15 protein-coding genes are annotated in these 20,477 nt (G+C 40.3%); all 15 read left to right on the plus strand.

All coding sequences use genetic code 11. The features are described from left to right. The first annotated feature begins 113 nt into the window (after nucleotides 1–113). Nucleotides 114–1,265, plus strand: a complete 1,152-nt coding sequence (locus WSWS_RS01045; RefSeq protein WP_070229527.1) for a hypothetical protein — start codon at nucleotides 114–116, stop codon at nucleotides 1,263–1,265. Between the two features lie 346 nt (nucleotides 1,266–1,611). Further along, entirely contained in the window at nucleotides 1,612–6,321 is a 4,710-nt protein-coding gene (locus WSWS_RS01055) for a type ISP restriction/modification enzyme (RefSeq protein WP_070229529.1), read from the plus strand. A 61-nt stretch (nucleotides 6,322–6,382) separates the two neighbouring features. Next, nucleotides 6,383–6,823: a hypothetical protein gene (locus WSWS_RS01060; RefSeq protein ID WP_070229530.1), complete on the plus strand. Its 441-nt coding sequence runs from the start codon at nucleotides 6,383–6,385 to the stop codon at nucleotides 6,821–6,823. Beyond that, a complete protein-coding gene (locus tag WSWS_RS01065) occupies nucleotides 6,810–7,574 on the plus strand; it encodes a trypsin-like serine peptidase (protein WP_070229531.1) in 765 nt (254 codons plus the stop codon). The genes WSWS_RS01060 and WSWS_RS01065 overlap by 14 nt, the downstream gene beginning before the upstream one ends. Before the next feature lie 511 nt (nucleotides 7,575–8,085). Continuing rightward, a complete protein-coding gene (locus tag WSWS_RS01070; protein ID WP_114981275.1) occupies nucleotides 8,086–9,060 on the plus strand; it encodes a DUF3644 domain-containing protein in 975 nt (324 codons plus the stop codon). A 433-nt stretch (nucleotides 9,061–9,493) separates the two neighbouring features. After that, nucleotides 9,494–9,979: a hypothetical protein gene (locus tag WSWS_RS01075; protein WP_070229532.1), complete on the plus strand. Its 486-nt coding sequence runs from the start codon at nucleotides 9,494–9,496 to the stop codon at nucleotides 9,977–9,979. Nucleotides 9,980–10,129: 150 nt separating this feature from the next. Next, nucleotides 10,130–12,346 carry an alpha-galactosidase gene (locus WSWS_RS01080; protein ID WP_070229533.1) on the plus strand — a complete coding sequence of 739 codons (2,217 nt, stop codon included), beginning with the start codon at nucleotides 10,130–10,132 and terminating at the stop codon, nucleotides 12,344–12,346. A 64-nt stretch (nucleotides 12,347–12,410) separates the two neighbouring features. Beyond that, the gene (locus WSWS_RS01085; protein ID WP_070229534.1) at nucleotides 12,411–13,589 is read left to right on the plus strand and encodes an MATE family efflux transporter; all 1,179 of its coding nucleotides are present in this window, start codon (nucleotides 12,411–12,413) and stop codon (nucleotides 13,587–13,589) included. A gap of 181 nt (nucleotides 13,590–13,770) precedes the next feature. Next, nucleotides 13,771–14,643, plus strand: a complete 873-nt coding sequence (rfbA, locus tag WSWS_RS01090) for a glucose-1-phosphate thymidylyltransferase RfbA (protein WP_070229535.1) — start codon at nucleotides 13,771–13,773, stop codon at nucleotides 14,641–14,643. A gap of 5 nt (nucleotides 14,644–14,648) precedes the next feature. After that, the gene (locus WSWS_RS01095; protein ID WP_070229536.1) at nucleotides 14,649–15,242 is read left to right on the plus strand and encodes a dTDP-4-dehydrorhamnose 3,5-epimerase family protein; all 594 of its coding nucleotides are present in this window, start codon (nucleotides 14,649–14,651) and stop codon (nucleotides 15,240–15,242) included. Nucleotides 15,243–15,256: 14 nt separating this feature from the next. Then, entirely contained in the window at nucleotides 15,257–16,294 is a 1,038-nt protein-coding gene (gene rfbB / locus WSWS_RS01100; RefSeq protein ID WP_070229537.1) for a dTDP-glucose 4,6-dehydratase, read from the plus strand. Between the two features lie 39 nt (nucleotides 16,295–16,333). Beyond that, nucleotides 16,334–17,179 (plus strand): dTDP-4-dehydrorhamnose reductase, encoded by an 846-nt coding sequence (rfbD, locus tag WSWS_RS01105; protein ID WP_070229538.1) that lies wholly within the window; start codon nucleotides 16,334–16,336, stop codon nucleotides 17,177–17,179. A gap of 158 nt (nucleotides 17,180–17,337) precedes the next feature. Continuing rightward, complete coding sequence (locus tag WSWS_RS01110; RefSeq protein ID WP_070229539.1) at nucleotides 17,338–18,387, plus strand: acyltransferase; 1,050 nt, start codon at nucleotides 17,338–17,340, stop codon at nucleotides 18,385–18,387. Between the two features lie 466 nt (nucleotides 18,388–18,853). After that, entirely contained in the window at nucleotides 18,854–19,681 is an 828-nt protein-coding gene (locus WSWS_RS01115) for an HAD hydrolase family protein (RefSeq protein WP_070229540.1), read from the plus strand. Nucleotides 19,682–19,842: 161 nt separating this feature from the next. Continuing rightward, nucleotides 19,843–20,391 (plus strand): hypothetical protein, encoded by a 549-nt coding sequence (locus WSWS_RS01120; protein ID WP_070229541.1) that lies wholly within the window; start codon nucleotides 19,843–19,845, stop codon nucleotides 20,389–20,391. Nucleotides 20,392–20,477: the final 86 nt, after the last annotated feature.

Genomic DNA, 20,477 nt, shown 5'->3' on the forward strand with positions numbered 1-20,477 from the left:
ATGTAAGTAAAAGTAGGTATGTGTGTTACATTTTTCTCTACAGACTTTTCTCTACAATACAATTTCTAGTTTTAGGAGAATAATAGTCATTATTAACATAGGAGGTGCTTATCATGGCGCAGGTGCGATTTGGTAAAGTCATTCAGACGAAGTGGTTGTCATTTCAAAAGGTGATGCGAGAATATGTTACTCCACAGGAATTGGATATATATCTGTTTGAGATGGGTTTTTTTATTTCACGAGACACGATTGACAGTTGGATGTTTCGCAAGTCAAAGCCAACATTTCCTCGGGAGTTATTGCAAAAAATCATGGATAAGGAGTTAGATCCAAGCTCTATTCGTGATCTGCAGGGCCGAAACAAAGTTCGTAGGATGTTTGACGCGTTATTGATGCACTTTGCGACAAGAAGTGCTGCTGAGGACGGGGTTTTACAAAGTAAAGTCATGGCGTTTGAAATGATTAAGTTTTCAGATTTTTTTCGCGAAAAGCGTAAGCTTGATGAGAGGTACAGTGTAAAAGATGCAATCGATGAGATGAACCGCTCGAAAGCGGAGACCGTTCGAAAGAACGCCAAGGTCATTGAAGGAATGATTTCGTGGATGGAAAAGCATGATTTATATTTTGCCGAAAATTTTGAGATTTTAGAGATTCAAGCGGCAACAAATGCTCGTGGCATTTCAATAGCAGATCCAGAAATTCAGTCATTTGATGAGCTTAAGGAAGATGGGAGCGGGCGACCAATCGGGAAGACAATCCGTGATTCGGAAAGCGATGAATTTGATGAAGTGCTCAATATATTACGGATATTATCGGTACTCATTGCTTCTGAATTAGGGGCACTGGGGGCTACGCGGGTTGAGAAAATTTGGAGTCAAACCCGCAATCAAATTGTTAGTGGGTTGCCCATTTATAAGTTTGGTATTTACAAATATGCAAATGAAAAAGAAGTTGATTCTACGTATGAACAAATAGTAAATAACCCAGAAATTTTACGAAACCAGATAAATAACAAAGACTTCATCAAGCATCACGTTTATAAAACACCTACCTTATCAAATGTTGAAATGGAAGTTTTGAATACGATTCTAGAATATATGGAATTTAAACGGTGGGATTATGCGCATTTTGAAGTCTCAGAAAAGTCGCTAAAGGAGGAGATAAAAAAAGGGGTTGAAGCGGCTAAGTTAGCTTATACATTTGATCATTCACATCAAGATGAACCAGTTGAAGAAGGAATACGAGGTGATTGGATTACAGTATAGTGAGGTGTATAGAGCTAAAAGAGTGTACTTCGAAAGCCGATTTCAAAACTTTGGAAGAGACGTAGCTTTCGTCAAAGGAGCTGAGTTGATAAGGAATGTACCTTTATCGGCAGTAGCTATGCCCGTTCCTTCAGGTGTAGTCGTCTACATCGACAGATTTGATGTATTTTTGAGGGGCGATATGTTGAACAAAGCTTTAGACACTCTTGATAAGAGAGATTCGAAATCTGAAGAGTAGCGTTACGCCTACCGCGGGTAACCGCAAAAATAATGTAGGTGTTCACAAACTCAGTGTGGATTTGCTGTATAATCGTACTATGATAAATGGTTAAAGGGAGTAGTAAATATGGCGAATGCATTTGATGACCTCGTACAGAATGCCAATGAAAATATTCATGAGCAACGAGACAGGGGGACGTGGTTCGAACGAATGGTCGTGGCTTATCTGAAAAACGAGCCACTTCAAAAGGCCACATATAGCGATGTTTGGATGTTATCGGATGTACCTGATGAATATGGCATTTCAAAGCAAGACAAGGGAATTGATATTGTAGCGAAAGATGCAGTAACCGGTGAGCTAACTGCTGTCCAAGCAAAATTTTATAAAGATAAGATTGAAAAGAGTACGATCGATTCATTTTTGAATCAATCACAGTTGGCCGTATTTTCCAAAGGGTTGATTGTTTCTACCGTTGATAATTGGAGTAAAAATGCTGAAGAAGCATTGGATGGTCTTCGCAACCCGGTTACACGTATTGGATTGTCAGAGTTGCGAAACAGTGAAGTTGATTGGACGAAGTACAAGTTCGAAGCTCCTGATGCAGTCGAACTGAAAAAGAAGAAGACTCTTCGCCCACATCAATTGGGAGCATTAGATGCGGTACTCAAAGGACTGGAAAATGCTGATCGTGGTCAATTAATTATGGCGCCTGGTACTGGTAAAACATTTACGTCGCTGAAAATAACTGAGGCATTGGCGAAAAAGTCAGGAAATAAGCCGTTCAACGTATTATATTTGGTCCCTTCAATTCAACTTCTATCACAAACGCTGAAGGCGTGGAATTCGGACACGGAGATGCTAATGCACTCGTTTGCGGTTACCTCAGACCGAAAGGCAACGAAAGTTAAGAAGGATGAATCTAACGCTGACATTTCTGCGCGTGATTTGGGATATCCGGCCACGACTGATCCGATGAAGTTAGTTGATAATTATAAACAAGCACTATCTCAATCACCACAACGTGATTTGATGGTTGTTTTTTCAACGTACCAATCAATTGATGTTATCGGGCGCGCTCAAGATTTTGACTTGCCGGAATTTGATTTGATTATTGCTGATGAAGCTCACCGAACAACTGGAAGTCATTTGATGAATGACGATGAATCAGTGTTTACAAAGGTTCACAGTAATGAAAACGTCCGAGGAAAGAAGAGATTGTATCAAACTGCCACACCAAAGATTTATGGGCCAGCAGCTAAGCAAAAGGCGGATGAAAACAGTATTGTCTTGGCAGCAATGGATGATGTAACTCTTTACGGTGAAAAGTTCTACACCTACAGCTTCGGGGACGCTATTACTGATCGCGTTCTAACGGACTACAAGATAGTAGTGCTAGGTGTTGATGAAGCAGCAGTGTCACGTACAATGCAGAGCGTTATGAAAGATGCCGAGACTGGTGAACTTAAGCTCGATGACGTTACGAAGATTATCGGTGTTTGGAACGGTATGGTGAAACGCCAGTCTTTCACTGATGCAGTTGATGGATTGCCAATGCGTCGAGCTATTTCATTTATCGATACAATTGATCACTCAAAAAATATTATTGCTCCAATGTTTGAGCGCGTTGTTAACCAGTATTTGGGTGGTTACGGTGTTGCCGACTCTATGTACCGCGTAAAGGTTAAGCACGTCGATGGATCTATGAACGCGCTTCAAAAGAATGACGCCTTAGACTGGTTGAAGAGCGACATTCCAGACGATAAGAACGAAGCTCGAATTCTGTCTAATGTTCGATTCTTGACAGAAGGAATCGACGTACCCAACCTAGATGCTGTAATCTTCATGTCACCAAAGAAGTCACAAGTTGATATTGTGCAAGCTGTCGGTCGAATTATGCGTAAGTTTGATACCAAGGAATATGGTTATATCTTGTTACCAGTAGGTATTCCAGCGGATACAACACCTGAGAATGTGTTGAATGATAACAAAGCATATAAGCAAATTTGGCAAGTTCTAAATGCTTTGCGTTCGATGGATGGCCGTTTTGATGCGATGATAAACAAGATTGACCTAAATAAGAATAAGCCTAAGAATGTACAATTGATTGGTGTAGGAGGTGCACCAGATGATGAACGACCATTTGGCGGTGAAGGTGTTGTGCCTAAACCAGCAGATGAACAGTTGTCTTTGAATTTGGAGACGTTTGAAGAAGTTGAAAATGCCATCTACGGGAAAATTGTCCAGAAGGTAGGAGACCGTCGCTACTGGGAACAGTGGAGCGGTGATGTCGCAAAAATTGCTCGACAGCACATGACTCGTATCAGAGTGATGATTGAAGATGAAAATTCTGAACCGGCTATTGCCTTCGAAAAATTCTTAAAAGAAATTCGCTATGAATTGAACTCAGGAATTACCAAAGACTCAGCTATCGAAATGTTAGCGCAGCATATGATTACAAAACCGGTTTTCGATGCATTGTTTGAGTCTTATTCATTTATTAAAACTAACCCTGTTTCTCAAGCTATGGAAGATATCATCCAGGTACTGGAGCAAAATAAGTTTGAAGAAGAGCAAGAATCACTGGATGGGTTTTATGCAAGTGTAGCTCAACGCGCTAAGGGAATTGATAACGCTGAAGGCAAGCAGACTGTAATTAAGGAACTGTATGAGAAATTTTTCCAAACGGCCTTCAAAGATACAACAGATCGATTGGGAATTGTATTTACACCTGTCGAAATTGTTGATTTTATTGTGAAGTCTGTGGATCAAGTTTTGGATAGACATTTTGGTAAAGGATTATCAGATGAAGGAGTACATATTCTGGATCCATTTACAGGAACAGGGACATTTGTCACTAGAACACTACATTATCTTGAGCAGCAGATGAATGAAGGAAAAGTCAGTTTTACTGATGTGTTGAGAAAATACACTCAGGAACTACACGCAAATGAAATCGTGCTGTTAAGTTACTATATTGCTGCAATCAATATTGAAGCCGTATTTGATGATATCAACGGAGACGATAGAGGGTATGAACAATTCCCTGGTATTGTTTTGACAGATACAACCGAACACAAAGATGATTTTTTAACAGATATGCTTGGTGAAAATAATGCTCGCTTGAAATCGCAACAGGAGAATCCAATTTTTGCGATTATTGGTAATCCACCATACTCAATTGGACAAGAAAATGTTAACGAGGACAACGCGAATATCGAGTACCCAAAACTTGAGGAAAGTATTGCAAACACGTATGCGAAATATACAGATTCTGACTTGAAAAAGGGACTCTATGATACGTACATTAAAGCTTTCCGTTGGGCTACTGACAGAATTGGAAGTCAAGGTGTTATTGGATTTGTTACAAACGGTTCATTTATTGATACCAAGTCTACGGCTGGATTCCGTAAAGTTCTTAATGATGAATTTAATTACTTATATATCTTTAATCTACGTGGTAACCAACGAACTGGAGGAGAAATGTCTCGTAGAGAAGGTGGAAAGGTATTTGACTCTGGAAGTAGAGCACCAATCGCCATAAGTATTCTTGTCAAAGACGGGTCGGATAATCACGTTATTAAGTACCACGACATTGGGGATTATCTCAGTCGTCTTGAAAAATTAGACATTATTAAAAATTTTGATGGCGTTGACGATATAGATTGGGTGACTATTACTCCTGATGAGAATAATGATTGGATTAATTTGCGAGATGCAAATTATCAAAATTACCCAAGTCTGTTCAGCAAAACCGAAACTTCATTGTATGAATCTCAATACACTGGAATTTATACAGCTCGTGATAACTGGGTGTCAAACTTTAGTAAAAAGCAGGTTAATAAGAACGTTATCACATTGATTGATAATTATAATTCTGAGATTGATCGACTAACTAATGTTTTAGATGCCAATGATCGAATGACCCAAAAAAATAATAATGATAGTTTTGTGAGCTGGTCGACGGGACTGAATTCAAAATTTAAAAAAGGACAAAGACTAAGTCCTGAAACTGGAAAGTATATTCAATGGATGTATAGGCCGTTTGTTAAGAAGTGGTTGTATTGGGACGATTTCTTGAATGAGCGACCAAGTTCATACAGAGGCCTTTCTGACATTATGGGAACGGTTCTTTATATGCAAGGTTCAGGAGCTAATAAAGATTTTTCTGTTCTGGCAACGAATCTTGTACCTAGTCTCCAGTTAGTGCAAAATGGTAAAGGTTTTCCACAAAACGTTGGCAAGGATGCTATGGGCATGTTGTCTAACTTGAATGAGGTTACGTTGGAACAAATTGGTATGGCCTCAGAAGAGGATGCAATAGCGTATGTCTATGCATTATTGCATCATCCGGATTTTTTGCAGAAGTATGCTAGTGACTTAAAGAAAGATTATCCACGAATTCCGAAAGTGGAACAGCAAGTTCAATTTATTGAAATTGGAGAAAAGTTATTAGGGCTACATTTGCAGTACGAGGACGTACCATTAAATTCTGATGTAGAAATAGTTTTGAAAAAGGATAATCCTTCTTATTCTGTAATTTCAATGAAGCCGCAAAAGAAGACAGGGATGGATACAATCCACTTTAACGCGGATATTGACATTAGAAACATCCCAGATGTTGCATGGGAATATGTTGTGAATGGTAAGCCGGCAATTCAATGGATAATTGAACAATATCAGGTTGGTACTGATTCTGCTACAGGAATAGTGGATGATCCGAACCAATATAGTGACGATGAAAAATACGTATTTAACTTGTTGCTTCGAATAATAGAGCTAGCAAAGCAGACTCAAGAGTTGGTGAAGTCACTCCCAACCTTGAGAATATTGAATTAAAACAGAAAAATCGACAACTTGGTAATTTAACTAATGACAAAAGTGTTGTGAGGTAGATAGGTTGAATGAAAATGATTTTTTTAACGGCCAAATCAAAAGTGACAAAGGATCAACTACACTGACAGAAAATACACCTGTATTGAAACCGCAGTCTTATCAGAATGATTATTACTTGTATATTCGAAATTCGGAGATCAAGAAAATTAGAGAACGGTCCGAAGCAGTGAAAAATAAGAAAGGGCATAATTGGCATGGTATTTTGGGAACTTTGTCAGGTGCTTTCTTTGGTGCATATGCTGGGTACGCATTTTCAATTGGGAAATTAGTTTCTGATGATACTATAATGAGTCAAATTGGGACTGTAGGAATGCTTGTTGGTTGGGTGGCTACAATGGTTGGTTGGTTTTTTACAAACAATAATGAAATTGCCGATTCTAAAGCATTTGCAGAATTTGTGTTAGATACGTTAATTGAGGAGGGACAGCAAAATGAACTTAAATAGTATAGGTAATCAGTTACTGTTCACGACTGTCCAAATTACGGGTCAGACGGATAAAGGATTTACTTCAGGAACGGGATTTATTTTCGCCCGGCGTGTTCCGGACGAAGATGTGGTAGAGCCGTTTTTAATGACAGCGTATCACGTTGTGCAGCCAATCCAGAGTGGGGAAATAATATTTACCATGGAGCAGGATGGACAGCCGGATTTAGAGAAAACGTTTACGGCTACTTTTGATGCAACGTTTTTTGCTAATTCAAAATTAGAAAATCTAGATATCGCTGCGGTGAATATTGCACCATTCTTAAATAGTTTCAACGATAGACAAGAAAAAATATTTTTTCGCACCATTGATAGCGGTATGATTCCTGAACAAAAAATTGTAGATGAGTTACAAGCGATTGAAACATTAACCTTTATTGGGTATCCCGCTGGTTTGAAAGATACTAAACATAATTTGCCAATAACTCGTCAGGGAATCACATCAACTCCAATATGGAATGATTATGAAGATGAACCAAAGTTCTTTATAGATGGGGGAGTTTATCCAGGGTCCAGCGGTAGCCCTGTTTTTGTTCTCAATCAAGGATCATATGGAACTAGTGATGGAATCACTATTGGAAATCGGTTATATTTTGTTGGCGTAATAACTGATACTAACATTAAAGGTGACACATATTTACAATTGGGGATAGCGGTCAAATCTTCGGCAATTTTAGGTGCTCTGAATTTGAAATTTCCATCAAAGGCGTAATTTATGTATACAAGCAAAGCATGGAGCGATTTGTGGAGCGAGTGATATGTTTTCAGTGATTTTTGGTGACTTTATATGACTCGGAAACCTTGATTTAGCGGCATTCTGTAGTCATGGAGAATCATCAAAATCGTCTCAAAGCGTTAATTTTAAGAACAGCGTTGCTGTTCTATCAAAATTTAATGCCTGTGAATTGGTGATTTATGATGATCGTGGATCAACCACGGTTACCATCTGTCATACAAAACCTAAAAGATTAAAAGCACCAGCATTTTGCTGGTGCTTTTTTCGTGCGTTCATCTCTGTAGAGCACATCAAAATTATGGAGTTGCGTTGCTAAGGAATCAGAAAGTCATCAGGTGATTTATCTTTCGGACTATTTCTCAGGATTTTTGGTTAAAGCATGACTTGTTTAGGGCGAATAATATTCATCAAAAAAGGAACGATATGTGGTGTAATAACTGATGTACCATAATTTAGCTATATGAGTGACTACAATAAGGAGATATCAATGGAGAATCGTGAATTAGCCGAACAACTGGTTAGTAAAAGTATAGAGGCATTTATTATGGGCCTCGAAGTCTATAATAAACCAACGATTCGTTACCGAATTGAAGGATTTTCGTTTTTTATTACTAATGCGTGGGAGTTGATGCTAAAAGCAAAATTACTAAATGATGGAGTCAGTATTTATTTTAAAAATAATCATGATCGGACGTTAAGCTTGAATGAAGTCATTACTAAAGTTTTCCCTGATAAAAAACAGCCACTACGTTTGAATCTTGAAAAAATTGTAGTCCTGCGCAATACCAGCACACATTTTATCACCGAGGACTATGAAACTGTTTATGCGCCATTGTTTCAATCAAATGTTTTGTCATTTGGAGAGCAACTTCAAAGATTCCATCAGCATGATATTACACAAGATACTCCGCAAAATTTTTTAACATTATCAGCAACAATGGCACCGCTTACGGACGAACAAATTGAACTTAAATATGCTCCAGAGATAGCGGAGCGTTTAATTTTCCAAAAGGATGACATTGCAACTACTTCGGCATTGAATCCAACTGATAAATTTACTATTGATATTGTTCATTATCTATATCAAGTTAAAGGTAAAGATACTGCGGATTTTACTTTTAAAATCGCAGCTGAGGGGGAAGTGCCAGTAAAAACTATTACACGGCGTAAGAATCCGGCTGAGACTCATATGTATTCTCATAACGATTTAGTTAACGAAATCATGCGCCGTATTAGAAAACAGAAAATTAATTTTGAATATCAATCCAAAGAGCGAATTAGACGAGACTTCACGTCTTCCCTATTGACTTTATTTATGAATTTCTATGATATGAAAGCTGATGGTAAATATGCTTTTAAGCACGTAATTGGCAACAGTGAGAGATATTCATATTCTCAAGCTGCGGCCGAATTTGTTGTGTCAGAAATAAAAAAGATCCGCAAAATATTATTGCGAATCTGAAGAAAGCTAAATTAAAAAGATAACCCCAGGCACATAGGAATGCTCAGTCGAATGACTTACCCCGTTATGGGACCCAGCGTTTGTCCTTCTCAAGTTATCTGTTGCAGTAATAGTACCATATATTGTAGTAATTATCATCTTTGGGGTCACGCATCTCTCAAAAAAGCACCAGCATTTTGCTGGTGCTTTTTTTCGTGCGTTTAGTTCTTTACAAATTTAATACACGCAATCTCAATAACCTCATGTTTTGAGGCTAAACTTTCGATTTTTATTCACAAATTTATGATATATCTGAGGGAAAGTAGCTGCACTTAGATGTAGCTAATCGGACAAGCGGAGTTGCGTCGTGTGCAATCACAGCGCATTCTAACCTCTGTAAATCATGCACAAATGGGTGTAACAGCACAAACTATTGCTCGATGGGGGCATATTTATGAATAATGAAAAATCACAACGAATTAGTATCTGGTTCATCTATATCAACGTGGGTATTGTGTTCACCTATTTGTTAATCACGCGTTGCCATGCTGATTTAGCCAATGGCCATACGGTTGTGCAGAGTAGTTGGCTGGAAATTTTGATGATGTCAGTTATCGGTTCGCTGGCTACGGTGAGTATTACATTTATTGAATATAAAATTGGCCAGTTGTTAACAGACATCTTCTTTGAACAGGATTTTCATTTTGCATATGATATCGCCCTTTGGAAAGTCGTAGCAACAGCGGTGGGTATCGTTTTAATGTTGTTAAGCACAAGGGGCGCTTACCTATCCGCGATGATCGTGTTCCCCAATCTTTTGGCAGCGCTGATGCTAACGGTCGTGGCCATCAGCAAGTTTACTTTTAAAATCACCCTGGCACTAATGATAATATTTTGGCTGGATGTTGCCGCCACGGTACTGGTCAAACTGGTGGTCTAACGAAGGTTAATTCTTTGATATTGCTTCGCCACTTCCATCTGGTTTACTCATTAAACAACACACTGACACAAGGGTAGTAAGCGTTTACATTTTAGTAAAGTAATGCTAAACTATGGTTGTAATTTAGTAAACGTTTCCTGGAGGTTACCAATGGCTAGTGCAAGAATTTTTTTTGATGACGATACGGGAGTTTTTCATCTCCAAAATGATTTGATTTCATATGTTTTTCAAGTTGAAACGGGTGCCATTTTAAGTCACCTGTACTTTGGTAAGAAGGTTACGGCCTATCATGATCAACGCCGTTATCCGCGTCTAGATCGGGGCTTCTCACCAAATTTGCCGGGTGAGCCGGGTGAAGTCGACCGTGGTTATTCAAAAGACACGTTACGGCAAGAGTTTTCGGGCTTTGATACGGGCGATTTTCGGCAACCAGCTGTAATTGTCCGCGCGGAAAATGGGGCTGAGGCCACTGATTTCCGGTATGTCTCACATGAAATTATCGCGGGTAAGCCTGATTTAGATGGCTTGCCTCATGCCTATGTACTAGCGCCAGATGAAGCTAAAACACTGGTCGTTCATTTAGTGGATGAGACGCTAGCTGCTGAGCTGGAACTTACTTACACCATTTATGCCGAGCGCCCAGTCATTGCGCGGTCAGTCAAATTGATTAACCAAGGGTCACAACATTTGACTATTGAAAAGCTGGCCTCAGTTCAATTGGATGTGATTCAAGATCAAATTGAAGTTATTTCATTGCCGGGAGCGCATTTGCGCGAACGCCAAATTGAACGCCAAGCCCTACGGCACGGGGTGACTGAATTTGCGAGTCATCGTGGTACCAGCTCACACCACATGAATCCGTTCGTTGCCTTGGTAGCACCGGAAACAACGGAAGAGCAAGGAACCGCGATTGGGGTGCAGTTGGTTTATTCTGGTAATCACCAATTTACCTTGGAAAAAGATTATACCGACCAAGTACGCGTGCTGGCAGGGATTAACGAACAAGGCTTTAGCTGGCAATTAGCAGCGGGGGACGTCTTCCAAGCACCAGAAGCCTTGTTAGTGTACTCTGATGAAGGCATAAATGGTATGTCGCAAGCCTACCATCATCTGTTACGTGAACGCGTAGCCCGTGGGCGCTTCCAATACGCACCGCGGCCCATTGTGATTAATAATTGGGAAGCAACGTACTTTGATTTTGACGCCGATAAGCTGGATGACATTTTGGAGCAAGCGGCGCCATTAGGTATTGAGATGTTTGTGCTCGATGATGGTTGGTTTGGTCATCGCGATGCCGATGATAGTTCACTAGGTGATTGGTATGAATATACTGATAAATTAAAAACTGGTGGTGGGTTGACTGGCTTGGCGCAGCGCGTGCATGACCATGAAATGCAATTCGGACTTTGGATTGAACCGGAAATGGTCTCAAAGGATTCGGATCTCTATCGTGCGCATCCGGACTATGCGCTCCAAGTGCCAAATCGTGGGATGACGCCTAGCCGTGATCAACATGTCTTAGATTTCTCACGGCCAGAGGTTGTTGATGCCATTTATGACCAAATTGCAGCTGTTCTGGATGAAGTGCCGATTGATTATATTAAGTGGGACATGAATCGGCATCTTACGGAGCTGTATTCAGTCGCCTTGCCGGCAGACCAACAGGGTGAGATTGCTCATCGTTATATGCTGGGCGTCTACCAACTGGCAGAACGTTTGACGGCTAACTACCCAGACATCCTCTTTGAAGGTTGTTCAGGCGGGGGTGGCCGCTTTGATGCGGGGATGTTGTACTATTTCCCACAGTCATGGACGTCTGATAATACGGATCCCGTGGAACGCCTCAATATCCAATATGGCACGTCATTGGCTTACCCTGTTTCAAGCATGACAGCTCACGTGTCAGCCTCACCCAACCATCAAACGGGGCGGGCAACTAGTTTGGCCATGCGTGGTGATGTGGCGATGGCCGGCGTATTGGGTTATGAGCTTGACTTGAGCCAGTTGTCAGCAGCGGAAAAGGCGCAAGTGCGTGAGCAAATCGCCTTCTATAAAGCACACCGCGAATTGATTCAATATGGTGATTTTTACCGTATCAATTCACCATTCGCGGGTAATGAAGTTGCTTGGCAGTTCGTGAGCGCTGATAAGTCGGAAACCATGCTGTTTGAGTATCGGGTATTGTCTACTGGCCAACCATCTTTCCACACGGTGCAACTGGGTCATCTGGATCCTGAAAAAACGTATGTTGATGCGGCCACCGGAGCAACGTTTGGTGGGGATGAATTGATGCAAATCGGTTTCTATAATGCACCAATCCAACCAGCTGACTTCACGTCACGGGTGAGATATTTCAAGGAACAGTAAACACATAAAGGTCGGTGCATGAACGACAAGTTAGCGACGAAAATTAAAGAAGGGTTTTAGGATCATGACGATTCTAAAACCCTTCTTTTCAGTAAGTGTAAAAAAAGCCTTAAACGAACTTGCGATACTGATTATCTTTTTTGGGAATCTGTTTATAAATAATGGACATGATCGTTTCTTATTAAATTCATTATCAGTGTATTTGTTGATCTCTATTGCGCAATCTTTTTTTAAGTTTGTCCTGCAGATGACTAATAGAATTAGTGAATACAGTGTACTTACGATTTTATCAAATATGATCTATTTCTTTTCTGTAGTATTATTGCTAATTTTTAACTTTCGGAACTTTCAGGTTCTTATAGCAGCGTTCATCTTTGGTAATCTTGTGGCGATGATCTATGGACTAGTTGCCTTAAAAGATCTATTTATCAACAAAGATAATTTTAAATTTTTTTGGTCTTGGAAAGAAGCATGGGACAACATAAGTGTTGGAAGCCAATTGTTAGTTGCAAACGCTGCTTCAATGTTGATCGTTGGTATTGTGCGAATTGGAATTCAACAAGGGTGGGGAGTAGAAACGTTTGGAAAGGTGTCATTAACGCTGTCTATTTCTAATTTGCTCATGGTTTTTATTAATGCAATCAGCATAGTGATTTTCCCAAAATTAAAAAGAATTAGCTTAACCAAAATAAATGATATATATTCAATGATTCGGGATTTGCTAATGCCCATTGTGTTGACTGGCATGTTGATTTATTTTCCTATAAGCTATTTTATTCCACTTTGGTTACCAAAATATGGCTCTACCTTAATATATATGTCAATTTTATTTCCAATGATCACATATCAATCAAAGTTTGAAATACTATCCAATACCTTCATGAAGGTACTTCGTATGGAGCGTCAGCTGCTATTCATTAATATTACCACCTTAGTAATAAGTTCCATTTTGACAGTTATTTCAGTCTTTGTGTTACATAATCTAACCACCACAGTGTTTGTTATTATTATTGTTATGGCAATCCGAAGTACTATATCTGAACTATATCTTAAAAATAGATTACACGTCAAATTTTCGTCAGAAATGTTTTCGGAGACAGTGATGGTAGTAGTATTCATCGTATTAGCATGGTATTTGCCAATATTTGAAGCCATGGTCGGGTATATTGTTATTCTCATTTTGTATTTATTGATGAAAAAAAATGATATTAGTAAGGCCATTAAAAATATTAAAACAATGTAAAACTATAATTTAATAAATTTTAGTTTCCGACTAACTATACAACTGTTTTAAATTGAGTATGCAATCATTTAAATAAACAGGGCCATTGAAATTACAAGGCAATGGGCTTAATCAATGAAAAATTTAACTACAATATTGTGCATATAAATAGTGTATCTTAAGTAGAGAGGAATACGCAAAAATGAAGGGCATTATCTTAGCCGGAGGATCCGGTACGCGTCTTTATCCAATAACTAAGGCCACCAGTAAGCAACTGGTCCCTATCTATGACAAACCAATGATTTATTATCCATTGTCAGTGTTGATGTTGGCGGGGATTAAGGATATTTTGTTGATTTCAACGCCTGAGTACATTGATCAGTTTGAAGCACTGTTTGGTGATGGGCATGAACTGGGATTAGAAATTCAGTATGCTATCCAAGAAGAGCCTCGTGGTTTAGCGGATGCCTTCATTGTGGGTGCTGACTTTATTGGTCAAGACACTGTCGCACTAGTTCTTGGAGATAACATCTTCTATGGCGCTGGCCTCTCAAAGCAACTACAAGCTGCTGCGGCGAAGACATCTGGGGCAACGGTCTTTGGCTATCAAGTTAAGGATCCTGAACGGTTTGGGGTGGTTGAATTTGACGAAAATGGTAAAGCATTATCGATCGTTGAAAAGCCAGCCGAACCAAAGTCTAATTACGCTGTGACTGGACTTTACTTCTATGATAATGATGTTGTTGAAATCGCAGCTAACGTCAAGCCATCTGCACGTGGCGAAATTGAAATTTCTGATATTAACCAAGCGTACTTAGATCGTGGTGATTTGGATGTTCAAGTCATGGGACGTGGTTATGCGTGGCTAGATACTGGCACGCATGATTCTTTGTTAGAGGCGTCATCATTCATCGCAACCATTCAGAAGCAACAAAATTTGAAGGTGGCCTCACTGGAAGAAATTGCCTATCGGATGGGGTATATCGACCTTGATCAACTAGCAAAATTGGCGCAACCATTGAAAAAGAATGATTATGGACAATATTTGCTACGCATTGTTGCAGAGGAAGGATAAGCAAGATGACTGATACATTTTTTGAAAAAGAATTGGCGGCCCGCCCAATTGAAGCCATCCCCGGATTGATTGAATTTGACATTCCGGTCCACGGGGACAATCGTGGTTGGTTTAAGGAAAACTTCCAAAAAGAAAAGATGCTGCCACTCGGTTTCCCAGAATCCTTCTTCGCAGCAGACAAACTACAGAATAACGTTTCCCTATCACGACAAGGTGTCTTGCGGGGCCTACATGCTGAGCCATGGGACAAGTACATTTCTGTCGCTGACAATGGCCGCGTCCTTGGTGCCTGGGTTGACCTACGCGCAGGAGATTCATTCGGGCACGTCTACCAGACAATCATTGACGCCAGCAAGGGGATCTATGTGCCCCGTGGTGTGGCTAACGGCTTTCAAGTTTTGAGTGACACGGTGTCATACTCTTATCTGGTGAACGACTACTGGGCATTAGAGTTAAAGCCTAAGTATGCTTTCGTCAATTATGCTGATCCCGCCCTCGGGATTACATGGGATGACGTCGAGCATGCTGAAGTTAGTGAAGCGGACAAGCAACATCCCCTCTTAAAGGATGTGCAGCCACTGCAGCCAGAGCAACTGTAATTGGGAGAAAATTAATGACTGAATATAAAAACATTTTAGTAACCGGTGGGGCCGGCTTTATCGGGGCCAACTTTGTCCGTTATATTGTCGCTGAACACCCCGACGTGTTCGTGACAGTGCTTGATAAGTTAACGTACGCGGGTAACAAGGAAAACTTGGCTGGTTTACCAGCGGATCGTGTGAAGTTAGTTGTGGGTGATATCGCTGATGCACCATTAGTGGATAAGTTAGTATCTGAGACAGATGCCGTCATCCACTATGCTGCAGAAAGCCACAATGACAATTCATTAAAAGATCCCTCACCATTTCTACAAACGAATATCATTGGAACGTACACATTGATTGAAGCCGCGCGTAAGTATAACAAGCGCTTCCATCATGTTTCGACGGATGAAGTTTACGGTGACTTGCCATTACGTGAGGATTTGCCAGGGCATGGTGAAGGGGTTGGTGAGAAGTTCACCGCTGAATCACAATACCGTCCTTCAAGCCCATATTCATCAACGAAAGCTGGTTCTGATTTGTTGGTTCGTGCTTGGGTGCGTTCTTTCGGTTTGCAAGCAACGATCTCAAACACTTCAAACAATTACGGTCCCTACCAACACATTGAGAAGTTCATTCCGCGTCAAGTAACTAATATTATTTCAGGGATTAAGCCTAAGTTATACGGTTCTGGTAAAAATGTCCGTGATTGGATTCATACTTATGATCACGCCACCGCGGTTTGGGCTATTTTAACCAAGGGTAAGATCGGTGAAACCTACCTAGTGGGTGCCGATGGCGAAAAAGACAATCTCAGCGTGCTCCATGCCATCTTAAAGGACATGGGCAAAGATGAAAATGACTTTGACTTTGTGCAAGATCGTTCTGGACATGATTTGCGTTATGCGATTGATGCCACCAAGATTCGTGAAGAGCTTGGTTGGGAACCAAAGTACACTGACTTTGCGACTGGCTTGGCAGACACAATCAAGTGGTATGAAGATCATCAATCATGGTGGGCAGCGGAAAAAACTGCAGTTGAAGCAAAGTACGCACAGAATAATCAATAATCAAAAAGTCAGCGCAAGCTGACTTTTTTCGGAGGAAGCATGAAATATTTAGTTACAGGGGCCCATGGCCAATTAGGTCAGGAATTGCAAAAGCTGTTACAAGAACGTGAGCTTTCATTTGTGGCGTTTGATTCGCATCAGTTAGATATTACTGATCGTACGGCGGTAATGGCTGTCTTTGCAGCCGAACAACCAGATGTTGTCTTGCACGCGGCTGCGTATACCAAGGTTGATTTAGCCGAAGATGAAGGACGCGCGATCAATTGGCAAGTCAACGTTGAGGGCATGAAGAATATTGCTGATGCAGCTAAGCAATATGGGGCCAAACTAGTCGCGGTGTCAACGGACTATGTCTTTGATGGTTTGAACGATGGTGAGTATCAGGAGACTGATGCAGTGAATCCCCAAAATGCCTACGGACGCGCCAAATTAGCCGGTGAATTAGCCGTTACCGAAAGTGGTGCCGATGCCTACATCGTGCGGACTAGTTGGGTATTTGGCGAGTTTGGTAATAATTTTGTTTACACGATGCAACGGCTAGCGACGAGTCATCCAAAACTCACGGTCGTTAACGACCAACTTGGCCGACCAACCTGGACACGCACATTGGCAGAGTTCATGTTGCACCTGGTGGCGGTGGATGCTGAGTACGGTTTCTATCATTTGTCAAATGATGAGATGGCGACCTGGTTTGATTTTGCCAAAGAAATTCTAAAAGATGTGGCCGTTGAAGTGGCGCCGGTGACCAGTGCGGAATTCCCGCAAAAGGCCTACCGTCCGAAGCATTCAGTCATGAGCTTAGCCAAGGCTAAAGCGACGGGCTTTGTGATTCCTTCATGGCAGGAAGCCTTGCATCAGTTTCAGATGACCCTAACTAAAAAATAATGGTGATTGTATATTAGTGTTATGCACCATTTATAAATTTGCCTACACTATGAAGATGGATCGTTAGTCAGGAATTCTATTTAGATAAGTATAAATTTTCTCTGTTGGAGTGGTAGTAACATTAGCTAATAATTTGTCTATGTAAAAGGAGAAGATAAGTGAAGAGAAATTATGGGATTGACGTTGCTCGCGTTCTTGCAATGTTCATGGTTGTTGTTATTCATAATTTAAATCAAGGTGGGGTACTGAAAAATACAATCTCAACTCTAGGATTTTTATCCAGTTACGAATTATTTAATATTTCTATAGTTGCCGTAAATCTCTTTGCGTTAATCACAGGGTATCTCTACTTTGGAAAAGGTAGCAAACTAAAACGGGTAGTTGGGTTGTACTTTGAAGTTTGGGCGTTGTCGGTACTGGCTTTGGTGCTATATATGGGTTTTATTGGCATTCCGTCTAAACTGGATATATTAAAGTCATTTTTTCCTCTATCAGGCGGCGTTTTTTGGTATTTTAACGCATATGTCGGATTTGTCATAATCGAGCCTTTATTAAGGCGCGGAATAAAAGTCATCAGCAAGAATACATTATTAAAGATTTGCCTTGTATTGTTAGTATTCTCTGGGACGGTGGGTTTCACTGATACCAAAGTACTACAAATTGGATATTCAACAGAATGGATTATCATTTTATTTATTACAGGCATTTTAATAAGGGAATATAGTCTGGAAATTTCAAAAATTAAAAGTAATATTTTAGTATTCGTAGTCATTTTGGCATCACTTTCATCTCTTGCAGCCGAATTTATTCTTAAGTCACATGCAATTCGTTTTGCAGCTTATACCTCGCCACTAGTGATAGTAGAGTCGTTAGCACTATTTATTTTGATTAGCAGAATTAAAGTAGACAATGTTGTGATTCAAAAGATTTTGAGGTTTGTGTCACCTTTGTCCTTTGGGGTTTATATTTTGGATACCTCAGTTGTGTTCTATGGCTATTTTTTGAAAGATCTATTCAAAAATATTACAATTGATCATTACCCTATACTTACGCTAGTAATTGTACTTCTATGTTCATTATTATTTTTTACAATTTTTATTTTAATAAATTTTGTAAGAGCAAAGATATTCGAATTTCTAGGGATCAATAAATTAATTAATAAGATTTCAGAGTTCTTGGAAATGACTATGTCTAAAATGAATTTGTAAATTTACTCAGTTCATATATTAAAATAATCTAAGTATTAACTTAGCTATAGAATTGTCTTTAATTTGGGTGAATCGTCCCTTTAATTGGCTTTAATCTAACTAATTTGTGGGCTGTCTGCTCTTAGAAAACATTTTAGAAGATAAAGCAGTTGCATCACTATCAAGCACAGATATGTCCTGAAAATCTTATTGTCTCATACATCTAGTGATGAATTGGCAAAGGCCACGGAATTTCACATTCTCTCAAAGCAAGAGTTGTTGCGACAGTTTCAGCGGAGCCTAACTGAAAAATAATGGTGATCGTATATTAGTACGAGCCACCTATAAATTTACCCATATCCGCCATAGGACTAGCAGTCAGTTAGTTCTGTGGCGGATATGGGTATTTTTTTATCGCAGCAAGATGGTATCATTAAGTTAACAGGATGTTTAGTTCAAAGTTATGCCGTGCGAAAGGACTTTAAAAATGGTAAAAAAAGCAATTGCAGTCGATCTCGATGGCACCTTTTTACATAGTGACCAATCATTTGATGAAGCACGATTTGAAACCTTTTTAAATCAGTGGTTAGACCAGGGGCATGAGTTTATCTTGGCGACTGGGCGTGAAGAAAAGCTGATTGATCACCTTTTTGCCAACTACCTGGATCGCTTGAACCTGGTTGTTAATAATGGGGCGGTGATGCGGGCACGGTTTGACAGTCAGTCAGTAGCTGCCTATCTATCGCAAACGGCCTTGGGCGGCTTGCAGGCAATCATTCAGAAATTTCACCCAACGGATAGTGTGCTGGCTTTTTCTGATAACCATTTCTATGGTATTGCTGGTTTTGGCGAACGTGATAGTGGCTCAATGGCTTTACTCGAAGCGTCCTTTGGTCCCATTATCTGGGTGGATCATCTATTAGATATTGAAGAAGCAGTGACTAGCGTGACCGCCAACTTTGGTGAACAAGCCAGTGAACAGGTCGGAGAATATGTGAATGCAACCCTTGGTGAGATTGTGCATGCCACAACTTCGGGGATGGGTGCTTTGGATGTACTCGCTAAAGGTGTCAACAAGGCCAGTGGTTTAGAAAAGTTGCTGACGAAGCTGGCCATCGCTCCGGAAGACTTAACGGTCTTTGGCGATGGCATGAACGACGTTGAAATGATGCAACTAGCCGGTCAGGTCTTTGTGATGCCCAATGGGGATGCACGTTTAATGGATCTGGGCTATCAAATTGCCAGCTTCGATAATAATGCTGATGGTGTCTTTTATGAAGCAGAACGGATATTAGCTCAAGAAATCAACAATTAGTTCGGTAATCAAACGTTATCATTTCTTTTAAGATATAAACGTCCGGTAAAGTTGTAAAGGTTTTGTTTATGCCGTTTTAAAGGGTTTTATTAGAGTTGATCTGTGGTAAAATAAACCTTGTAAAAACGAAAAGAGCAGAGAACTTACAGGGAGTTTTTATCATGATTAAACCAAGTAGCGACGATGCCCCGATATATTTAGGACTCGCGTGGTCTACTGACGAAGCAAACAAGACACTGGCCGAAGCCGTGGTCACCGCATTACACCAAAATGGACATGCAGTGGCTGTGGTACAAGGTGAACTATTTAAATACATTGACGATACGTATGGCGATGACATCAGCTTGATGTACCGCTTGCAACCAGTTGGTCCGCTAACAAATGGGGCCAACAATCAAGACACTAGCTATCTGAGTGCGCGTGATGTTGTGTTAGCTGCTGTGATGGACTTAGCGCCATTCGGCTGGTCTCGCAAGAATCCTGTGCACGTCGTTGCCCATGATGGCATGATGCAACGGATGTACAAGATGGTGCATGAACTTTTCAAAGTTGATGAAGTGATCTTAGAAGTTGGCGTATATGCGAAGTATGATCCACAAGCTCCACAGCTTTGGACCCGGACGCGCGATTTATTTCACGCTCATGAAAGCCGTATCATTAGTCAATGGTCGGCTGGCAATCATGGTTACATTGTTACCTTACCAAGTTAATTATAGAAATTATTCCAGTCTGTCACAAAGTGGCAGGCTTTTTTTGTATATCCAGACGATTTTACAAAATACATCCAAAAATGTTC

The sequence above is a fragment of the Weissella soli genome (genome assembly GCF_001761545.1).
In the GTDB taxonomy this organism is placed as follows: domain Bacteria; phylum Bacillota; class Bacilli; order Lactobacillales; family Lactobacillaceae; genus Weissella; species Weissella soli.